The organism is Dyadobacter flavalbus, assembly GCF_006149045.1.
Taxonomy (GTDB): domain Bacteria; phylum Bacteroidota; class Bacteroidia; order Cytophagales; family Spirosomataceae; genus Dyadobacter; species Dyadobacter flavalbus.
Genome location: NZ_VBSN01000027.1, coordinates 818,607 through 838,356 on the forward strand (window position 1 = coordinate 818,607; position 19,750 = coordinate 838,356).

Consider the following 19,750-nt stretch of genomic DNA (forward strand, 5'->3'; position numbering starts at 1 on the left):
TAGCAATTGCCCAGCTGTATCTCAAGGCACTACTTTAGCACTGTAATAAAATGAATAATATTTTATAAGCTAAAATGTGTCAAACCTCGTTAGATATCGTAGTTTTAATTCTAATATGTAAGTAGTAAGGGTATTGGCTAACTGCAAAAAATTAGCTTTATCAATCTAATAAAGAATACACTATATCAAAAACAGTTTTATGAAGACAAAAAATTTTACTAGGTTCATTTTTCTTTTAGCAGTATGTATTCAGGTACAAATAACTGCAGGGAAAGCGCAAACGCCATGGAGTGGTAAGTATGGAAATGAATGGCTGGAAGGAAAATATGGCCAGTCTTGGTTGCGTATTGGTGTTTCTAAAAATGGGATTTACAAAGTAGCCCTGCCAGCCGCTTTTCAGAATAAGCCTAATTTACTACATTTATATCACCGGGGTGTTGAAGTTGCACTGGTGAGTGCAACCAATACAGAAATAGAATTTTACGGTGTGCTCAATGATGGTGCCTCGGATGCTTTGTTGTATCGTTTGCCGACAAGCAGAAAAAATACTAATTTCAGCATTTACTCAGATGAAAGTGCATACTTTCTGACATTTGATTCTACACCCCGTACAGCAACAGTACAGGTTTCTCTTGTTCCTGATCAGACGGTAACTCCACAGCAATTTCATTATGCTACCTATTTTAAAGAGTTTACAATCGAAAACTCGCATATGACCACTTATCCGAGTCGTCCTGCAACCCTTAACAGCTATTTTGAAGAAGGAAAAGCAGGAACCGGAACAAGGATAGCAAATAATTCTGCGGACATTAAAACTTCCAATCCAAAACCTGTTATTTTTTCAAACTCGTATGTAGCCGAACCATTTATTTATCAGCTTAATTCAAGGTTTGGATCTGCTGCGCCGAAAGTTAACGTTCGTCTGAAAGGTCGTGGCTTTTTGTTTAGCGCAACCTCAAATGTTGGCATATATGCCGGTAAAGACAACACTCCGGCTTCTTTGAGGTTAACCGGATCTACAACAGTTACAGGATTCCTTGATCAGGACTATAATTTTGAATTACAGGAAACAGACATAGAAAATGGGCAGGGTACACTTGGTTTCAAATCGACAGGTGGTGCTTCGGACGGGTTTTCTGTGTCTTACTATTCTGTAACATATGAGCAGAAAATTGATATGCAGGGAGCAAATTCTTATGAATTCAACTTTCCGGCTTTTAATTCCAATACAAGATTTACCATACTGAATACACCGGCTGGAAATCTCAGGTTCCTGGATATTACCGACGCAGATCATCCAAGAATCATCAATGGAAATGCTTCTGATCTGATGGTTTCACGAAATGGAGGTGTGATGAAACTGCTTGCTTCAAATGAAAGCACAACAGTTACTCCTTCTTCGGTAACCTTTCAGCAAATAAACCCAGCTGATTTTGATTATCTGATTGTGACGAACGAAACGCTATCGTCAGGAGCTCAAACGTATGCCGATTATCGTAAAAATGAATCGCCAGGTAAAAAGTATAAACCAATTGTCAAAAAAATTACTGATGTCTACAACCAATTCAACTATGGTGAGCCAAGTGCTGTTGCAATCAGAAGGTTTGTTGATTTCATGATTTCCGATGAGAATAAAGACAAGTATCTGCTGCTTTTAGGAAAATCAATAACGTACTACGAAAGAAGTACAAGAGAAATTCCGGATGAAGTTCCGACTGTCGGATTTCCTGCTTCTGATTTGTTGCTCGTTGACGGACTTGGCGGTACGCCTGATGATGTTCCTTCTATTCCTTATGGAAGGATTTCTGCAATTACCAATCAGCAATTAATTGACTATTTAAATAAGGTAAAGACCTATGAAAGCCAGACTGATGTTTCCTGGAGGAAAAATGTACTTCATCTAAGCGGAGGTAAAGGAAACCTGCAGGTTCAGGAATTTGCCAAAAATTTGTCCGACATTGCTTCTGCATCGAACCTGACGAATGCGCCTTATTATGGTAAAGTTATTGCTATGCCGAAAGCTCTTGATTTAGCAACCAATGCAATTCAGGAAATTTCTATAGCACCTTATGTAAACGGAACGATTGATCCGTCTGTAACCGGGATCGGAATGGTTACTTATTTCGGGCACGGAGGTGTGGATGTAACCGATCTTAATTTCGGATATGCTACGGATCCGGCAAAAGGCTATGCAAATACCAATAAGTATCCGATTTTGTTCTATAATGGCTGTGGTGTAAATAACGTGTTCAGTAACCGTTTTAAGTTATTTTCAGAAGCACCTGGAAGTCCATCGTTCAGACGGCCGATGTCTCTGGATTGGTTGCTGGCGGCTGACAAAGGAGCCATAGCTGTATTTGGTAATGACTGGGATGCCTATGCTACTACTTCCAATGAATACTTGGATAAGCTTTATCTGGAAATTTTCCCAAAATCAGATTTGGAAAGAAGATCGATTGGAGGAATTATTCAGGATGTTGCCCTGAAAACAAAGCTTGAAAAAGGGTATTCATACGATCCTATTACAAACGGCAGAGTAGCGTCTTATTATGATTACGACAGAGCGAATATTCATCAGATTATTTTGCAAGGAGATCCGGCACTCCGCATTCTTGTAACAGAGGGACCGTTACCAGTCGGATTAATCTCATTTAATGCAACACTTGCCGGAGAAAGCAAAGTGGATGTAACATGGAAAACAACGTGGGAAAAAAATAACAGCCATTTCATAGTAGAAAGAAGTTACAACGCCAAGAATTTCGAAGAAATTGGATTTGCAGAAGGTAAAGGAGATTCCAATACCGAAAGTACTTATCTATTTAGTGACACAAGCCCTTTAGCTGGCACTAGCTATTACCGTCTGAAGCAAATTGACTTTAAAGGAGATAAGGCATCGGATCAAAAAGTAGAATACTCACAAATCGTTTCGGTTAACAGGCCGGGAACAAGTATGCTGGTTATTTCACCTAATCCTGCAACGGATCTGGTCGAAATTGTTCTTGATGCTCCGGTAAAAATAAAAAACTGGGACATATTAAATCAGCAAGGAAAAGTATTCAAAAGGGCGGGAACAGGAAATAAAGTAAATCTTGCCAATTTCCCTGCCGGAGAGTACATTATTAAAATCCTTACTGAAAATGAAGATATATATTTTAAGAAAATTGTGAAAATGTAATAGAAAAGCACGGACAAACGTTCTAGCAACAATGTCCGTGCTTTCATTATTTCATACTAAATACACACGATTTGAAAACTTTTCTATCTTCCATTCTACTAATTCTTTTACTTTCTGTTAATCAACTGTTTGGGCAGGAAAGCGCTTCTTTCGCAAACAGCTGGATTTCTTATGGCAAACCATATGTGAAAATCGGCATTACTGCCAAAGGATTATATAAGGTACCATTTGCTTCTCTTCCGGCAGGTTTTTCAACCGGCCAACCATCTAATCTACAACTTTGGCATCGTGGAAAACAGGTTGCAATCCTGAGTACGGATAATAATGAAATCCTCTTTTTTGGTGTGCCAAATGACGGATCAAGCGATTCCGTATTTTACCAGCCAACAAGCTCCCGATTGAATCCGTATTTCAGCATGTATTCCGATGAAAGTTCTTACTTTCTGACAAATGGAGAAACAGCAGGATTACGGGCGGAAGTCATTAACAAACCGGCAGATACCAGCATTCCTGTACAAACTTATTTCAGAAAAACCAATCTGAATGTATTCAAGGATGTATATTCGATGACAACAGAAGATCCGAATGCTCCTAATTTACGAAACAGCTTTTTTGAATTTTCTGCGAGCAAAACAGGACCTGCCATTATTGATGGTAAAACAGCAGTTTACCCTTTTGAGCTTTCAGGTATAAAAAAAACTGAATCAGAGAAAGCTACGGTTAAGTTGCTTTTACATGGAAGAAGCAGCAATTCCCGGAATATTGAGATTTCAGTAGGAAAAAATGAACAATCATTAAGGCTTGTGAAATCCCTTTCCAGTGCAGGTTTTGGGGCAACAGAATACACCTTTGAACTTGAAGAAGGTGACACAGATGAGAACGGAAAGGGCGTATTTACATTCAAGTCGGGAAGTACAGAAGATAAACTAAAAAGATTTTCACTCACTTATTTCCGTATTTCTTATCCGGCATCTCCGGCCATTCAGGGAAAGACCAGCTACTTTGATCTGCCTCCTGTTTCGCAGCCTTTTAGCCGTATTTCGTTGTCCGGCAATCCTGCAAATGCTAAGTTTCTTGACATTACGGATTCCGACAAGCCCAAGATTATTCTGGGCAAAGCAGATGATCTAGTAATTTCAAGAACATCCGGAAAGGTGGCGAATATGCTGGTTACCGATGAAATAAGCCTTGTAAATCCAGCCAAAATCAGTAATGTACAATTTAACAAACAAGATGTAAATTCAGCCAATTACATTATTGTTTCCAGTGAAAATTTACTGCAAGGAGCAAACAGTTATGCAGCTTACCGTTCATCTGTTAGCGGAGGGGGCTTTAAAACGGCTGTCGTAAATATTAAAGATATTTACAATCAATTTAACTATGGAGAACCAAGCCCTGTTGCCATTCGTAATTTTGTAGATTTTGCACTGTCGTCGGGATCAAAAGATAAGTACCTTTTACTCTTAGGGAAATCGGTCACACACAATGAGAGAATGGTAAGAGAATTACCGGATGAAGTTCCGACAGTAGGCTATCCGGCATCTGATATACTGCTTGTTGAAGGACTTGCCGGAGCACCCAAGAACGTTCAGGCAATTCCTGTTGGAAGAGTATCTGCAATTACTAACCAAAATGTTCTGGATTACCTTCAAAAGGTTAAAGATTATGAATCAAATATTTCCGGAGAATACGGATGGCGTAAAGAAGTGCTTCATCTGAATGGCGGTAAATCAACCGAAGAGATAACGCAGTTGAAAAATGAACTGGCATCTCTTGAACCTTTTGTCATTAACGGAAGTATTGGCGGTAAAGTAACACCATTTGCCAAGCAGCAGGCAATGGCTGAAGTCGAATCAGTAAATATAACGCCTCAGGTAAATGAAGGTGTAGGACTGATTACTTACTTCGGACATGGATCAACGATACGTACAGACCTGAATATGGGATATATTACGGATGGAGACCGCGGGTATAACAATTCCGGTAAATATCCGATGATGTACTTTAATGGTTGCGGAGTAGGAAATATTTTCAGTGCGCGCTTTAATCCAAACCCGAACGCTACTGACCGTTATGCTTTATCGCTCGACTGGTTACTTGCAAAGAATAGAGGCTCGGTAGCAATTGTTGCAAATTCCTTTGAAAGCTTTGTCAGTCCGTCAGCCAAATATCTGCAGGTTCTTTATGAGAAAATGTTTTCAGATCCAGCAACTGTTAACTTGTCAATAGGTAAGATATTGACTGCAGTATCCAACCAGGTACTTACGTCAGATAATGGTGTGTACGCTATTGCCAATATTCATCAGTCCATACTTCAGGGTGATCCGGCATTAAAGCTTATAACAGTAAGCAAGCCTGATTATTCTCTTGATGTTAACAATAGCATAAAGATCTATTCAAAATCTCCTGACAAAACCATTGGATCTTCTGATACATTAAAACTACAGATTGATATTTTCAATCAGGGAAGGTTTTTGAAAGATGATAAATTACCAGTTAAAATAACTTTTCACTTTAAGGAGGGAATCAGTTCTCAAACAGAAAATATTGCAGCTTTTCCTTACCAAAGTACATTGGATATTATATTTCCAAATAAAAATCAAAATATTCAGAGAGTGGAAGTGCAATTGGATCCGGACAACATGCTGGATGAACTGAATGAAAAGAATAATCTGGCCGAGCTGGAAATCAACTGGGAAATAGCAGCGAACGAAACATTGTATCCAGTTGAAACGATAAAGGACATTATTCCTCCATTACTTAATGTCGAGGTAAATAACAGAATGATCAGGAATGAGGAAATATTACTGCAAAATCCACTGCTAAATGTTACAGTGAATGATGATCGTCTGATTGTCGGGGATACGGCGTTGGTAGATATTTTTATAAAACCCTGCTGGAATGGAAACTGCGAGTTTGAACCGGTAAATTATACTGCCGGTAAATATGATATTCAGTCCTTAACTGCTCGTTCTTTTCAGATCAACTACTATTTTGATAACCTTATAAAAGGAAAGTATGAACTGCTGATTAATGTTCGGGATCAGTCAGGAAATTCATCCTTACAGCCTTACAGAATACGTTTTGAAATTAGTGAAGAGGTATCACAATGGAGTGTTACAAGTAGTCCTAATCCATCTTCATCTTACATTCGGTTTGAAGCTAGAACAGTTGATTTTGAACAGATCCAATCTCTGGAGTATTCGGTTTACAATCTGAAAGGAATCAAGGTTGGGGAAAAGATTATTGATAAAGTGCAAGCAGATGTAAATGAGTGGTACTGGCAGCCTGATGATCAGCCTTCCGGATTATACATTTATAAAGTTATCCGAAAAGGAAAGGACTCAACAAGTAAGCAGTTGACCGGAAAAATTCTGATTGTTAAATAACTTTAACAATCAGAATATCCTGCCTTAAGATAGTTTTTTCTCATTAAACCATTCCAGCCAAAGTGCAAGTGATATGGTTCTGGTAATATGAAACCACGGCCTGACTTTATGCGTATAAGGAATACGGTCATTTTCAAGAATGACAGTTTGCTCATTGAACTTTTTCCTGTCTACATATTCCCAAACTAGCTTCGTATCATTCAGGAACTCTTCGGCTTGTTTGTAAAGCCGTAGCGTAATCTCCTGTCCATGCGATGATGCTAATGTAGCTTTGCTGCTGCGGCCAAGTACCTCATCGGACAACAATCCTTTCATTGCTTCCCGGAAGTGTTCACGGCCTTTGCCGCTTCCATATTTAATGACATTCGGCACTGCCATGCATACTTCAAACAAGTCTTTATCAAGAAAAGGAGATCTGTTGCTTATTCCGTAATGTTCACCAAGTACAAACTGTTGCTCTATTGCTGTAACTGCTCTTGGCGTAAATACATCTTCAAACAACGGTTGAAGATGTTCTGGTAAATTGCTGCGCAAGGATGTAGGTAATACAGGCTCTCCTGAAGAAAGAAACCTTTTTTGTAAATGCTCATCTCTTAAAATGGATAATGGCGCATTTACTGCCTGTTGCCGCAATCTGCTAATGAAGTTGCCAACACCGCGTTTTAAAAAATAGGAATTTGAAATTCCCAATGCATTATGTACTTCTTTGTATACCGAAAATATATCTTTCCAGGACAGATTCCTTACCTCTGAAATACGGTTATAAAGAAAATTTTGAAGAACAAGATTATACTTCTGTTCAAAGGAGTATTTATTCCACTCTGGATATTGTTCAGTCAAAGAAAAGTAAGGTACTCTTTTACGTAAAAGGTTTTCAAATTCATTCCATCTTTTTTCTTTAAAAGTCTCCGATAATACTTCCATTCCACTACCAATTACAGAATCACCGCCACTCCCACGTAAAAGTATTTTGCAATTGAGATCTCTTGCATAAGGCATCATGGTTGTAATCAATGCAGGAGAAAGTGTAGAAACTTCCGGTTCACCGTATAATGCAGTATGTATTTTGATCAAATCAAAATCTTCTTTTGACTGATATACTTCGTGATGTATAGATCCTATTTTGTTTACAACACTTTTGGAATAATAACTTTCATCCATTTCCTTGCTTGCACTTTTGTGATATAGAGTATGCAAAGGCCGGGATGGAAAAATATGTTTAAACATTGTACTTACTGACGAAGAGTCCAGTCCGCCACTCAAATGAGAAGCAACATTCAATGACTCATTTAAAGCAGATGATCGTACTGAATCTTTAAAGGTATTGTAAACCGCATCGCCATAATCTTTTAATGATGATAAATGAGACCATTTTTCAGGATTAAAGGTTACGTAAGGCTCCGCAACAACTTTGTTTTCAAATACCGTTAGTATATGGCCGGGAAGAACGGACTTTATCTGATCATAAAATGAATCATAGGAGTGCTTGGTCGTAAGATCCATCCTGAAACGATGGTACGAGGTAATTGCACTGTCATTAATGTTTAAATACGGCTGAACTTCTTTATTTGAAACAAGCGAAGCAAGGCTTGTTGAAAAAGCAAAGAACTTTTTAGGAATGTGCAGGTAAAATAAGGGAATTGTGCCGAACAATTCACGAGCCAACAGTATTTTGTTGTTGACTTCATCATAACAAATGGCGAGCCTTAATTTGTTATCACAATTTTTTAAGATTTTACGGCAAAAATCAAAAGAGAGTACTTCATCATGTAAAAAATTACTTAATGAAGTACTCTCTTTATTATTAATATCGAAACTTGCTACAAGAAATTTATTGAAGGGATCATGGTTTAAGTGCTGAGTGCGGATTAGACCATTGTTAAATTCAATTGTTTTTTCAAAAAAAGGCTTGTTATTATTATAAGTTACAAATTGATAATTTATAAAGCCTTCAATCAGCAAAACTCAAATCTTTAAGCAAATCAAAATTATTTTTCAACCTTCAGAAGAAAAGTCATCAGGAGGAGTAAGGTCAGGAAGACTTCCCAATTTTCCTTTTGTTAACTTACTTACATTGCCATGTTTTTTTAAAACCGGCTTGCGGTAAGCCTTTTTGGTCTGTGTAGAGTGCGAAGTCACTGTTCTCATTTTCAAATGTTGTTAATATGATTAATTGCAGTATCCAGCGTAAATTTAGTTAGATAAACTTAATTAACAAATAATTTGAGCCCGGATGAGAAAAATCAAAGTTGTATTTTACTTCTGATGGGCTGCTATTTACTTCCGTACTCAATTATCTTCCTGATTTTGTGCATTCCCGATTCAATCTTGCCTGATCCGATGCAGTTTTCACTCTGACAAAGTTCCAGTGCTGTCTGATCATCCGAGATTAATCCCACGCCAAGCGCATATTGCTTTACACCAATGTATTTGTTGATAATGGATGTGTCTCTGCGCTCTTCAATGGTAAGGGTTTTGGCAAAAGACTGCGCATCTATGCTCGCAGGCTGGCTGATATTCTGATAATGATAATTTTCTTCGTCCAGGTCATTATAGCTGTTGCCGTTCCATTCCAGGTTTGCGTCCACCGGAAACGCCATGGAAAAATAAGTCCGGTTATCGATGTTGGTCAGGATCTTGTCCGGATATTTCTGTACCGTAAATTCCTTTACTTTCTGCCAGTAATCTGCTGCGGTGTTCCGGGTAGAACGGGAAAAGGTGTAAGTCGAAATGCCTTCACTGGTTTCTACTCTGATTACTTCATCTTTTTCCTGCCATGCTTTTATCACCGGATCTTTCTGGCTTGTGGAATAGGTTTCTTCCCGAACCTGATAAACGGAATACCTTCCTGCTTCCAGTGGAAAATAGTTGTAATCATCAACAGGCTCCGTCGTTTTTGAATCACACGAAAAAGCCGCAATCGTAATCAGCAGCAGCACTGCGTTCCTGAAATTGGTTATTCTATGCAATTGATTATTAATGTGTGTACCGGTTTTCATAATCGGAATAAATGATGTTTGCTTATGTAAAATAGAAAATTAGTCCAGCGCTTTTCGCTCTTCAAGTTTCCCTTTGAGGAAACCGATTAACACCTGAAGGCCGGTATCAAAACGTGAATTGTTGTTGATAATTACATCTGCTTCAGAACGCAGCGGCAAAATAAATTTATCATAAGTCGGTGCAACGTGATGTTCCCATCTGTACAAAACGTCATTCAGATCATACCCGCGTTCATTATTGTCACGGATAATCCTTCTTTTTATTTTCACATGCTCCTTGGCGTCCACAAAAATTTTCAGATCAATCAGTCTGGAAATTTCCGGAAAATAGAAAACAAAAATCCCTTCTACAATGATGATCGGCCTTGGCTCAAAAACCAGGATTTCGGGCTGGATGAGCGGATTATTAAAGGTATATTCTTTTTGATGGACTTCTCTGCCGGCGCGGAGAACGGCAATGTGTTCCGCAAATAAATGATGATCTATGGTTTCGGGCAAATCAAAATTTTCGACGCCGTTTTCATCTTTGGGTATTTCATGAATCGGACGGTAATAATTGTCCTGCGAAATGCGTGTGATTTCATCTCTGCCAAAAGCGTCGATCAGGCTTTTCATGAAAAAAGTTTTTCCGGACGCGCTGCCGCCGGTAATTCCTATAATATAAGGTAGTTTTTCGGGGGTTATCATAAAGGTTGAGCATGAAATCTGGTTTTGTCTCAGATTTCATAAATTTTATATATACTTATTCAATAACGGCGAGTTTACCGGCAAATTTTTCGCTTCCATCATTTGAAACAATGAAAACCATATAAATTCCTCCTCTGGCCCGGCGCCCGGTGTAATCATTCAGGTTCCAGGAAGCTGTTCCGCCCTGTGAAGCGGTTTCATAAATTAATCGCCCGGAAAGTTCGGTAATTTTAACAATGGATTTATCCAGAAGCCCTTTTATTCCAACCAACCCCGCAAAACCCGGTCTGACGGGATTCGGAAAAATGGTTACAGCAGAAAGGTTTTCCGCTGAAGCAGATGCGTTGCTCCGGTAAGAGACCATGCCGTTGGGCGTATCTATAAAAACAATTCCGTTTTCAGGATCAAACCGCAATGCATTGATGTGATCCGACGGAAGAGGAGAGTCCGCTGCTGTAAATTGCCGGATCAGTTCCGTTCCGTCGGCACTGAAAAGGTATAATCCGTTCGTAGTTCCAATCCATTTTCTGTTTCCGGGTTCAACGGCTATCGCTGTACATTTTTCATTGGCAAAAAGCCTGCGTTGGCCATAAACCGGCAATACGGCATCTGCACGGCTTGTATTCAGAATATCATCCGTCATAAAATAGCCGACTCCCTTGTCACTGGCAAACCAAACGTAGCCGTCCTGATCCAAAGCAAGGCTGCGGATGGAAGATGACGGCAAACTTCCATTTCCAACCGAAGCAGAAAGAACGCGCTGTTTATTGTTTTCTTTATTTTCAACCAGAATGCCGCCGCCAAGATAATCCGGAAGCCGTGCCCAACTGATTCCGTTGTAATCCATTATAACGGAATCGGGACGTGGTGAAATAATCGTGTCTTTTTGCTCCGGAACAAAAGATGTGAAATCCGGGCCCGAGTTACGGATCAGGCCATTTTTATAATCTGCAATCCATAATGTTCCGTCAGCAGTTTGTAATGCTTCAGCCGGCGATTGGATTAAAGTGTTGTTCGTAATGGTTGCATTGTTGTTTTCATCAATCGTAAGGATTTTATCATCCAGTGCGACAATCAGGGACTTTTCATGCTTCCTTATCGAGTAACGTTTGCTTTCGGAAGAATAAACCTTATTCCATGCTCCGCTGGCTCTTTCATAAATTCCTTTTCCGGGAAATCCTGCATAAATTTTATTGTTGAACTGGCATATGGCCACAGCGTTGGCCGGCGTTCCGACCGGTTTCCAGTTGGCAAAATACTGGCGGTTAACAGCAGGCTGCATGGATGCAGCAAGGACTCCGTTTGAAGTGACTGCATAAATGGAATCATCGGAAAAGGCAATGTTACTGACTGCTGCTTCCGAGCCGTTTGAGCCGATATAACGGTACGTTTCTTCAACCTGGCGCAGTTCTGTATCAAGAACAATAATTCCGAATGTTGTGGATAAATAAGCAAGTTCCTGATGAAAAGTAACTTGTCTTACTTCTTTATTGTCGGGAAGCCCGGCGGCATTCTGAAGAACAGGCCATGGAATGATTTCTTTTGGTTCTGCATTTTTGTCCAGATACACAAGATCAATAAAGCCGCTGCGGTAAGCAACAAACAGCAGGCTGTCTTCGGAATTGTAAGCCATGCTGCTGACTCCGTTCTCACTTAATCCGTCCGATTTCGACCATATTCTGATCTTTTTATCCGCAAGGTTTACGCTGAAAAGGCCGTTGTAAGTGGAACAGAAAATATGGTCGTTAACCTGAACAACATGTTTTGCAGAAAGATAACTGAAATACGTTTCCCATGATCCGAGCGGCACATGCTGTGCTTGGATAGGGCCTTTTACAGTCATAAAAAGAAAAGCAAGCGCCACAAACCGTCCCATTTTTATCATTTAACTTTTTCTTTTATTCCTGTTTCAAACCAGAAATGAAAAATTGGTGTTTCCCGAATCGGTTAGGCCAGTGCTGTCTTTCAGTTTTCTACGGTCACCAACGCAGATCCTTTTCCAGTACCTGTTCCGCAGCCGCTTTTCAGGGAACTGATCTTGAATTCCGTTGTGGATGCAGGTGAAACCGAGATCAGGTATGGATTGAGAAATGTTCCGTTAATGGCCGTTCCGTCGGATAATGTAAATGACCATGGCGGCATTCCGTTCCTGAATTTCAGCTGGATACGGGTCGATCTTCCTGCGGAAACGGTACTCTTTCCGGATACTTCGCCCACTGCTTTGTCCGGTGCCACGACGTCAATTTCCTGAATTGCGCTGGAAACGGCAGGAGAGGAAGAAATGATGCGTATTTTCTGTGTACGGATTGTGTCTTCCGACGAAGAACCGCCGATCTTTACTTTCATCGTAGCGGGCGTTACAGTAGTGGGCAGGTCTACGAATCTTCCCGTTTTATCTGTTATCTGCACTACAAAACGGTTACCCGGATTATAGCGTCCTTCTGTTTTGTACGGTATTTCAATGGAAGAGCCGGAGCAAACCATATTCTGGGGAAGTTTTTCGAGCGTAATGCTTGCCGGCGCACTTTTCACCGTAATCTTTGCCGATCCTGAAAACTTGCCGACGCCGCATAATCCGCCCGCAGACGTAATCTGGTAATTGGTGTCATATATGGGCTTGACCTTGATCTTGTAAACCGGTTCCTGAATATTGTTTTCATAAGTTCCGTCGGATAGCAGCACAAACCATGGGCCGCCGCCGGTGAATTTTACCGTCAGTTCGCCGGATTCATTTTCTCCGAGGTGCAAAGAATCTCTTTGTAAAATGGCCGTAGCAGGTGAAACAATCGTTACGTTGGTTGTCTGGCTTACAAGGTACGGCGCTGAGGAAATTACCCTGAGCTTGTATTCGCCGGGCTTGTAACTGTTCGGGATCTGCGTAACGATCTGGCCGGTTGTATCGGGTGTGGAAATGGTTTTGAAAGCGCCGGTTCTTTCCGCGATCTGCACTACAAAATGATTGCCTTCCTTGTACTTTCCGGTTGCATTGAACGGCACCTGAAAAGGTACTCCGCTGCAAAGTCTGGCAATTTTCTCAGCTTCTTTCAATTCCAGTTTCGGCTCCGGATTGTTGTTGACATTCACAATGGCTTCGCCGGACGTTGTTCCGCTTCCGCAGGCATTGGCGACAGCCGTCAGCTTGTATGCTCTTACGTCTTTTGGTCTGACCGAAATATAATGCGGATTGGACAATGTTTGTAAAACCGTGGTGCTGTCCGAAAGCCGAAAAGACCACGGCGCTGCGCCGGTGAGATTTACTTTAAGCAAAGCTTCCTGTCCGGGCATAATCCGTACTGACTGCGTTCCGTCGGCAATTTCAAGGCGGGCAGCGGGCAATTGCAGCAAGCGAAGCGGCACTTCCTGACTTTTGATAATCGGCTGCGTACTTACAATTTGTATACGGTATACTTCTCCACCAATTTTGTATGACGGAATTACTGCTTTTACCGGACTCTTTTTTACGGGTAGTGAAATGGGAACAGACTTTCCGTTCGCATCAATCATATGCGCAACAAAAGTATTTTCTTCATCAAACGGCCCGACTGTCGAGAACGGAATGGTGATGGCCGTTCCGGGGCAAACCGTGAGAAAAGAAATATCGTCAACTATTATTTTATAGGATTGGATGCTGTCTGCAAGTGTCTTTGCCGGTTTTCCAAGTTTTTCTTCGGCTGCCTGCTCCGTCAATGTATCCTGTGAGGCGCCGGATACATGCTCCGGTTGCTGCATTCTGCCTGAAGAATCAATCCGGGCCGAATCAGCAGCTTCGGCAGTGTTCAGCCGGTTTGTGTCTGGTCTGGCCCGTGGCGATTGTTTTGCAGGAGCATTTACAGCACGCTTTGCTGAAGACTGTTTTTTGGGCGTTGTGCTTCTTTTCTGTGCAATTGCAGCATTCGAATAAAACAGCAGTCCGAAAAAAATGAAAAAGACGAATCTTGACATGTACGATTTTAATTAAAGAAAATTAATGCATTGCCACCAGCTGGCTTCCCCGCAAAACGGGAACAATATCGTAAAGGTCGGTCTGTAAGCAATAGGAAATATCTTTCTGGATTCCGAGCCGCTGCAAACGCCTTACGTGCGAAGAGTTGGAAACGCTTGCCAGCAGGTTGTTACGGCTTTGTTCATACAAGCGTTGAGCCATAAGCGTGCCGTCTTCCAAAAGCATATACTGATCTTTCAAAGCATGTGCGAGCGCGCCTGCAAAAAGCGTATCTTCCAGGTTGGGCCTTCCTTTCCAGCCGGCACAGAGAACGAGTACGTCATACGGTTCGGACCTCAGATGATTGGCCAGTGCGCCGAGATTCAGGAAGGATCCGACCATTACTTTTACTGCCGAGATTTTTGCTTTGGCAATAGATAACGTTCCGTTGGTTGTAGTCATTGCAATTTCAGCACCGATCAGGCGCTCGTTCATATAACTGAACGGCGAATTGTCAAGGTCAAAACCTTCCACTTTGCGTGCATCACGTTCAGCCGCCGCAAAATAACCTTTGTCCTGTAAAAATTTACATTCTTCAATCGTGGCAACAGGCGTGATGCTTTTTACGCCATAAGCCAAGCCGGTAACCATACATGAAGTTGCTCTGAAAACATCGGCGACAACAACAATAGAATTATCAAGTTTATGTAAATGAAGTAAATCAGGTGTCAGACAAATATCAAGGTGTTTCATAAATGCAATCGGAACGATGGAAAACGGTTGAGGGGTTAGTTTTTGACAAAAGGCAATTTTACTACTTTGGCTTTCAGTAATCTGTCACGGACTTTTACAAAAATTTCCGTGTCAGGCTTGCTGTACGCGGCTGGAACATATCCCATACCGATGCCTTTCTGTAAAGTAGGCGATTGGGTGCCGGAAGTAACTTCGCCCAGTTTGTGGCCGTCTGCATCGCACAGTTCATAATGGCCTCTCGGGATTCCTCTGTCGATCATTTCAAAACCGATGAGTTTTCTTTTCAGACCGGCTTCTTTCTGTTGTTTCAATGCAGCCGAACTGATGAAATCTTTGTTGAATTTGGTAACCCAGCCCAATCCGGCTTCCAGCGGAGAAGTCGTATCGTCAATGTCATTTCCATAAAGGCAAAACCCTTTTTCCAGCCTCAAAGTATCCCTTGCACCCAATCCGACGGGCTTGATCCCGAATTCTTCCCCGGCTTCAAAAATGGCATTCCACATTTTTTCAGCATCCTTTTTATCCACATATATTTCGAAACCGCCGGAGCCAGTATACCCCGTTGCCGAAATAATAACATTTTCAATTCCGGCCATTTCTCCGATTTTAAACGTATAATATTCCATGGCAGCCAGGTTTTCACTTGTCAGTTTTTGCAGCGTAGCCGTTGCATCCGGACCCTGAACCGCAAGCAGGCAAAGATCATCGGAAAGGTTATCCATTGCTGCGCCTTCCGTATTCTGGCTCTGGATCCAGTTCCAGTCTTTTTCTATATTGGAAGCATTTACGACCAGAAAATATTCATCGTCACTGACTTTATAAACCAGCAGGTCATCTACAATTCCGCCGGCAGCATTGGGCAGATAACTGTACTGTACTTTTCCGTTATACAAAGCCGAGGCATCATTGGAAGTAACTTTCTGCACAAGAGCGGTTGCATTCGGCCCTTTGATGCTGAATTCGCCCATATGCGATACGTCAAAAACGCCGACATTATTTCTTACAGTGTGGTGTTCATCAAGATCCGAGGAATAGCGCACAGGCATTTCAAAACCGGCAAAAGGAACCATTTTGGCACCAAGCCGGACATGGACATGATGTAGCGGGACAGTTTTCATGAATGATTAATTGGTTCACATTAATTTACAAAAGTAGGTAAAGCCGGTCAAAGCGACACAAAAAACTCTTTTTTCAGAAACAAGGATGTGGTTTTTTGAAGTATATTGTGAAAATATAGGTTAAAAGGTTTATTTATGAGCATTGATTACATTTCGGAAATATGAAGAAATACTTGTTGATCCTTTCGGTTATTTGCATGGCCGGAAAGTTGTATGCGCAGACTGCCACTTTCAGCGGTGAAGTTATTGATGACAACATCAGCATTGGATACGGCGTAACGACAGGCGATGTGGACGGTGACGGAAAGCAGGATATTTTGCTGGCTGACAAAAAGGAAATTGTCTGGTATAAAAACCCGGGTAAAAAAAGTGAAAAATGGGTCCGGTATATCATTGCAAAAGACCTTACCGATCAGGATAATGTATGCATTGCGGCCAGAGATATTGACGGCGACGGAAAAGTGGAGGTAGCGGTCGGGGCGCAATGGAACCCTTCGGAAACCAAGGATGCAAAAAAATCCGGAGCCGTATTTTACATGGTTTCTCCCGATGACAGAACGCAGCTTTGGGAACCTGTGCGCCTGCACCACGAAGTGACGATTCACCGCATGCAATGGTTGAAAAAAGCAGACGGCGGATTTCAGCTGGCCGTACTGCCGTTGCACGGTGAAGGAAATACCGGCGGACAGGGCGCTGGCGTAAAGCTCATAACATTTGACGTGCCTGAAAACCGGAAAGGCATCTGGAGCTACGAATTGCTGGAAACCAATATGCATATGACGCATAACATGAATCCGATGGAAGTGCCGGGAAGGATTCTCGGACTTGCCGTTGCAGGAAAAGAAGGCGTGCAGGTTTTTCTGAACGGGGCGGATGGATGGGCTGCATCTGGAAACTGGATGGTTCCAAACAAGGGCGTCGGGGAAATCAGAACGGGAAGTCTGAGTAAAAACCAGCTTTTTACGGCAACGATTGAGCCCATGCATGGGAATTCTGTTGTCGTTTATTCCAAAGACAACCGGACGGTGCTTACAGACAAAATAAAAGAAGGCCACGCCTTACTGTGTGCCGATTTTTTCGGACAGGGAAGGGATCAGATCGTTATGGGATGGCGGAATCCGGACGAAGGCGGCCGCACAGGCGTTCGCATCTTTGTCGGTTCTGATGCTGAGGGCAAAAAATGGCAGGAATATGTACTGGATGAAAAAATAAAGATTGCCTGTGAAGATATTTCATCCGACGACCTTGACGGCGACGGTGATCTGGACATTATTGCTTCCGGACGAGCCACAAAAAACGTAGCGGTTTACTGGAACCAGCTTAAAAAGTAACCGGATTATAGTTGTCATAATAAAAAAGGGACCGCAGTTGTATGCAGTCCCTTTTTTATTGTATTCAAAGTTTCTTTTCAGGTCTTAATCCCTGCGGCCCATCAAAATGCTTACATAATAAAGCAAAGTAGCCAGCGAACCGATTGCGGCAACGAGATACGTACGTGCTGCCCATTTCAATGCATCGGCAGACATGATGTATTCTCTTTCATTTACAATCCGGTTGCTTTTGATCCAGGCCAGCGCGCGGTTACTTGCATCGTATTCCACCGGCAGTGTAATAAAGCTGAACAATGTAGTCGCTGCAAACAGTGCAACACCAATTGTTAAAGGAATCACTGTTGTATTGATCAAAAGGATTCCGGCCAGAATGACCCACTGCATGTAGCTGGAAGCTATGCTCAGAAACGGTACCATTTGCGAACGGAACTGCAGCCATTTGTAAGCCGTCGCATGCTGCACGGCATGTCCGCATTCGTGCGAAGCAACTGCCGCCGCCGACACACTGCGTCCGTGATACACATCCGGGCTTAGGTTGACTGTTTTATCCTGTGGATTGTAATGGTCAGTGAGTCTTCCTTCAACTGACAATACTCTTACATCGTAAATTCCGTTTTCACGAAGCATTGTTTCGGCAATTTCCCTGCCGCTCATTCCGTTGCTCAAACCAACTTGTGAGTATTCTTCAAATTTACTCTTCAGACGCCATTGCACATAAAAGCTAATGCCCATGACGAGTATACCAATCAAATATATGCCGCCCATAATTTTTCTAGTTATATCCCTGTTTTATTTTTTCAATCAGTGAACTGGTCGAGTAACCCTGTACAAGGGCAATCGTTTTAACTTCACCTCCATTACTTAAAACAAAATCCGCGCCAGCAATGTTTTCAATCGAATAATCATCTCCTTTTACCAAAATGTCAGGTTTTACTGCCTCAATAAGCTGACTTGGCGTCGGGTCGTCGAACAAAATGACAGCATCAACGAATGAAAGTGCTGCCATCAGGCGTGCTCTTGCATATTCGTTCACAACGGGACGCGAAGGCCCTTTCAGGCGGCTTACGGATGCGTCTGTGTTCAAACCTAAAATCAGTCTGTCGCCCAGAGCGCGTGCTTTTTCGAGATAATCAATGTGCCCGAGATGGACAATATCAAAGCATCCGTTCGTAAAAACAACTTTCTGTCCTGCCCGCTGCCAGTCTCCGATTGTGGTAATTGCTTCTTCCAGTCTTAAGATTTTGCTTTCGGTATGATTCATGGATAAGTTGGTTTTCAGAAGTCGGAAATCTGTCAAAAATTAAAATTTGCCGTTAATGCCAATATCAGAAATAATCTAGCTTTTGGCGGTAACATGTGCTTCCTGTTCCACAGGTTTCTTGCTTTTGGTCAGCACATACAGGAATGCCAGCGCGCCTGTAATCAGCATAAAAATCATTTGTGCGCCGTGAATGAAAGTCGCAAGCGTAATTCCGTCATTCTGGGAAAGTCCGTAAAGCACCATGACGTTGCCAACCAGAAGATGATAGGCGCCGATTCCTCCCTGCGTAGGAGCCGTCATGCCAATGGCACCGACTACAAGCAAAGTAAGACCGGCAAGCGGACCCAGATCCGAAGTTTCCGGAATGCAGAAAAAAAGCACGTAAGAAACCAGATAATACATGACCCAGATGGCAATGGTGCTCAGAATGAACAATCCGGGACTACGCAGCTTTCTGATGCTCAGTAATCCTTCAAGCATTCCTTTCACAAAAAGCAGTATTTTCTGAATAATAGCATGCTGCTGAAGTTTGTTCCGGAAAGCCAGGTTCCTGTAAATAAATACGGCAGCAGCTGAAATCAGCACAATTCCTGCGAGCAGAACGATCAGCAGCATACTGCTGCCTGAGCTTCCTTGTCCGCCGGCAACTTTACTCTGAAAAAAATCGGTGAAAAAAGTACTCAGGCGATTGAATTCAAGAACAAAGTTCAGGCCGATCATGACGAGCAGAACAAGCACATCAAAAATTCTTTCGGCCACGACCGTACCAAAACTCAGGTTTACAGGAATGCGTTCAAGTCGGTACAATGTGCCGCATCGGGTAACTTCGCCCATTCTGGGAACAATGTAATTGGCAAAATAACCCGTAAGAACGGAAATGATGCTGTTCCAGAGCCCGGGTTTATGTCCGAGCGGTTCCATCAGCATTCCCCAGCGCCACGCCCGTATCATATGTGCACAGAGCAGAAAAAAACAGGAAACAGCAATCCATCTCCAGTCCGACTCCGCAAATCTGTCCAGCATTTCTGCAAGGTTGATATCTTTGAATACAAACCAGATCAGACCGCCTGCAAGCAAGAGCGATACCGCATAGCGTAGTATATTTTTCATTGGCT

The 19,750-nt window shown here is 42.1% G+C and carries 14 protein-coding genes; 3 read left to right on the forward strand and 11 right to left on the reverse strand.

What is annotated here, in order from left to right; all coding sequences use genetic code 11:
• The first annotated feature begins 199 nt into the window (after positions 1–199).
• Together porU2 (FEM33_RS08690) and porU2 (FEM33_RS08695) are read left to right on the forward strand one after the other, a co-directional pair.
• Positions 200–3,175, forward strand: coding sequence for a putative type IX secretion system sortase PorU2 (gene porU2, locus FEM33_RS08690; RefSeq protein ID WP_139011638.1), 2,976 nt, complete (start codon positions 200–202; stop codon positions 3,173–3,175).
• A 71-nt stretch (positions 3,176–3,246) separates the two neighbouring features.
• Positions 3,247–6,564: a putative type IX secretion system sortase PorU2 gene (porU2, locus tag FEM33_RS08695; RefSeq protein WP_139011639.1), complete on the forward strand. Its 3,318-nt coding sequence runs from the start codon at positions 3,247–3,249 to the stop codon at positions 6,562–6,564.
• Positions 6,565–6,588: 24 nt separating this feature from the next.
• Here the strand turns inward: porU2 (FEM33_RS08695) and FEM33_RS08700 are convergent, their stop codons facing one another.
• The 8 genes from FEM33_RS08700 to gcvT form a co-directional block, all read right to left on the reverse strand.
• The gene (locus FEM33_RS08700) at positions 6,589–8,526 is read right to left on the reverse strand and encodes an asparagine synthase-related protein (RefSeq protein ID WP_139011640.1); all 1,938 of its coding nucleotides are present in this window, start codon (positions 8,524–8,526) and stop codon (positions 6,589–6,591) included.
• 33 nt (positions 8,527–8,559) lie between these two features.
• Entirely contained in the window at positions 8,560–8,712 is a 153-nt protein-coding gene (locus FEM33_RS08705) for a lasso RiPP family leader peptide-containing protein (RefSeq protein WP_139011641.1), read from the reverse strand.
• A gap of 125 nt (positions 8,713–8,837) precedes the next feature.
• Positions 8,838–9,563 carry a hypothetical protein gene (locus FEM33_RS08710; RefSeq protein WP_229214152.1) on the reverse strand — a complete coding sequence of 242 codons (726 nt, stop codon included), beginning with the start codon at positions 9,561–9,563 and terminating at the stop codon, positions 8,838–8,840.
• 39 nt (positions 9,564–9,602) lie between these two features.
• Positions 9,603–10,250, reverse strand: coding sequence for a uridine kinase family protein (locus tag FEM33_RS08715; RefSeq protein ID WP_139011642.1), 648 nt, complete (start codon positions 10,248–10,250; stop codon positions 9,603–9,605).
• 55 nt (positions 10,251–10,305) lie between these two features.
• Positions 10,306–12,135: a PorZ beta-propeller-like domain-containing protein gene (locus FEM33_RS08720; RefSeq protein ID WP_229214153.1), complete on the reverse strand. Its 1,830-nt coding sequence runs from the start codon at positions 12,133–12,135 to the stop codon at positions 10,306–10,308.
• Positions 12,136–12,215: 80 nt separating this feature from the next.
• Positions 12,216–14,192: a hypothetical protein gene (locus tag FEM33_RS08725; RefSeq protein ID WP_139011643.1), complete on the reverse strand. Its 1,977-nt coding sequence runs from the start codon at positions 14,190–14,192 to the stop codon at positions 12,216–12,218.
• A 22-nt stretch (positions 14,193–14,214) separates the two neighbouring features.
• The gene (locus tag FEM33_RS08730) at positions 14,215–14,925 is read right to left on the reverse strand and encodes a 2-phosphosulfolactate phosphatase (protein ID WP_139011644.1); all 711 of its coding nucleotides are present in this window, start codon (positions 14,923–14,925) and stop codon (positions 14,215–14,217) included.
• 35 nt (positions 14,926–14,960) lie between these two features.
• A complete protein-coding gene (gcvT, locus tag FEM33_RS08735; protein WP_139011645.1) occupies positions 14,961–16,043 on the reverse strand; it encodes a glycine cleavage system aminomethyltransferase GcvT in 1,083 nt (360 codons plus the stop codon).
• 161 nt (positions 16,044–16,204) lie between these two features.
• On the opposite strand from gcvT, the gene FEM33_RS08740 reads away from it, so the two are divergent.
• Entirely contained in the window at positions 16,205–17,374 is a 1,170-nt protein-coding gene (locus FEM33_RS08740) for an FG-GAP repeat domain-containing protein (RefSeq protein WP_139011646.1), read from the forward strand.
• A gap of 84 nt (positions 17,375–17,458) precedes the next feature.
• Here FEM33_RS08740 and FEM33_RS08745 read toward each other — a convergent pair whose 3' ends face one another.
• The 3 genes from FEM33_RS08745 to FEM33_RS08755 all read right to left on the reverse strand — a co-directional run bounded on the left by FEM33_RS08745 (position 17,459) and on the right by FEM33_RS08755 (position 19,745).
• Complete coding sequence (locus FEM33_RS08745) at positions 17,459–18,139, reverse strand: zinc metallopeptidase (protein WP_139011647.1); 681 nt, start codon at positions 18,137–18,139, stop codon at positions 17,459–17,461.
• A 7-nt stretch (positions 18,140–18,146) separates the two neighbouring features.
• The gene (rfaE2, locus tag FEM33_RS08750) at positions 18,147–18,635 is read right to left on the reverse strand and encodes a D-glycero-beta-D-manno-heptose 1-phosphate adenylyltransferase (protein ID WP_139011648.1); all 489 of its coding nucleotides are present in this window, start codon (positions 18,633–18,635) and stop codon (positions 18,147–18,149) included.
• Positions 18,636–18,710: 75 nt separating this feature from the next.
• Positions 18,711–19,745, reverse strand: coding sequence for a lysylphosphatidylglycerol synthase transmembrane domain-containing protein (locus FEM33_RS08755; RefSeq protein WP_139011649.1), 1,035 nt, complete (start codon positions 19,743–19,745; stop codon positions 18,711–18,713).
• Positions 19,746–19,750: the final 5 nt, after the last annotated feature.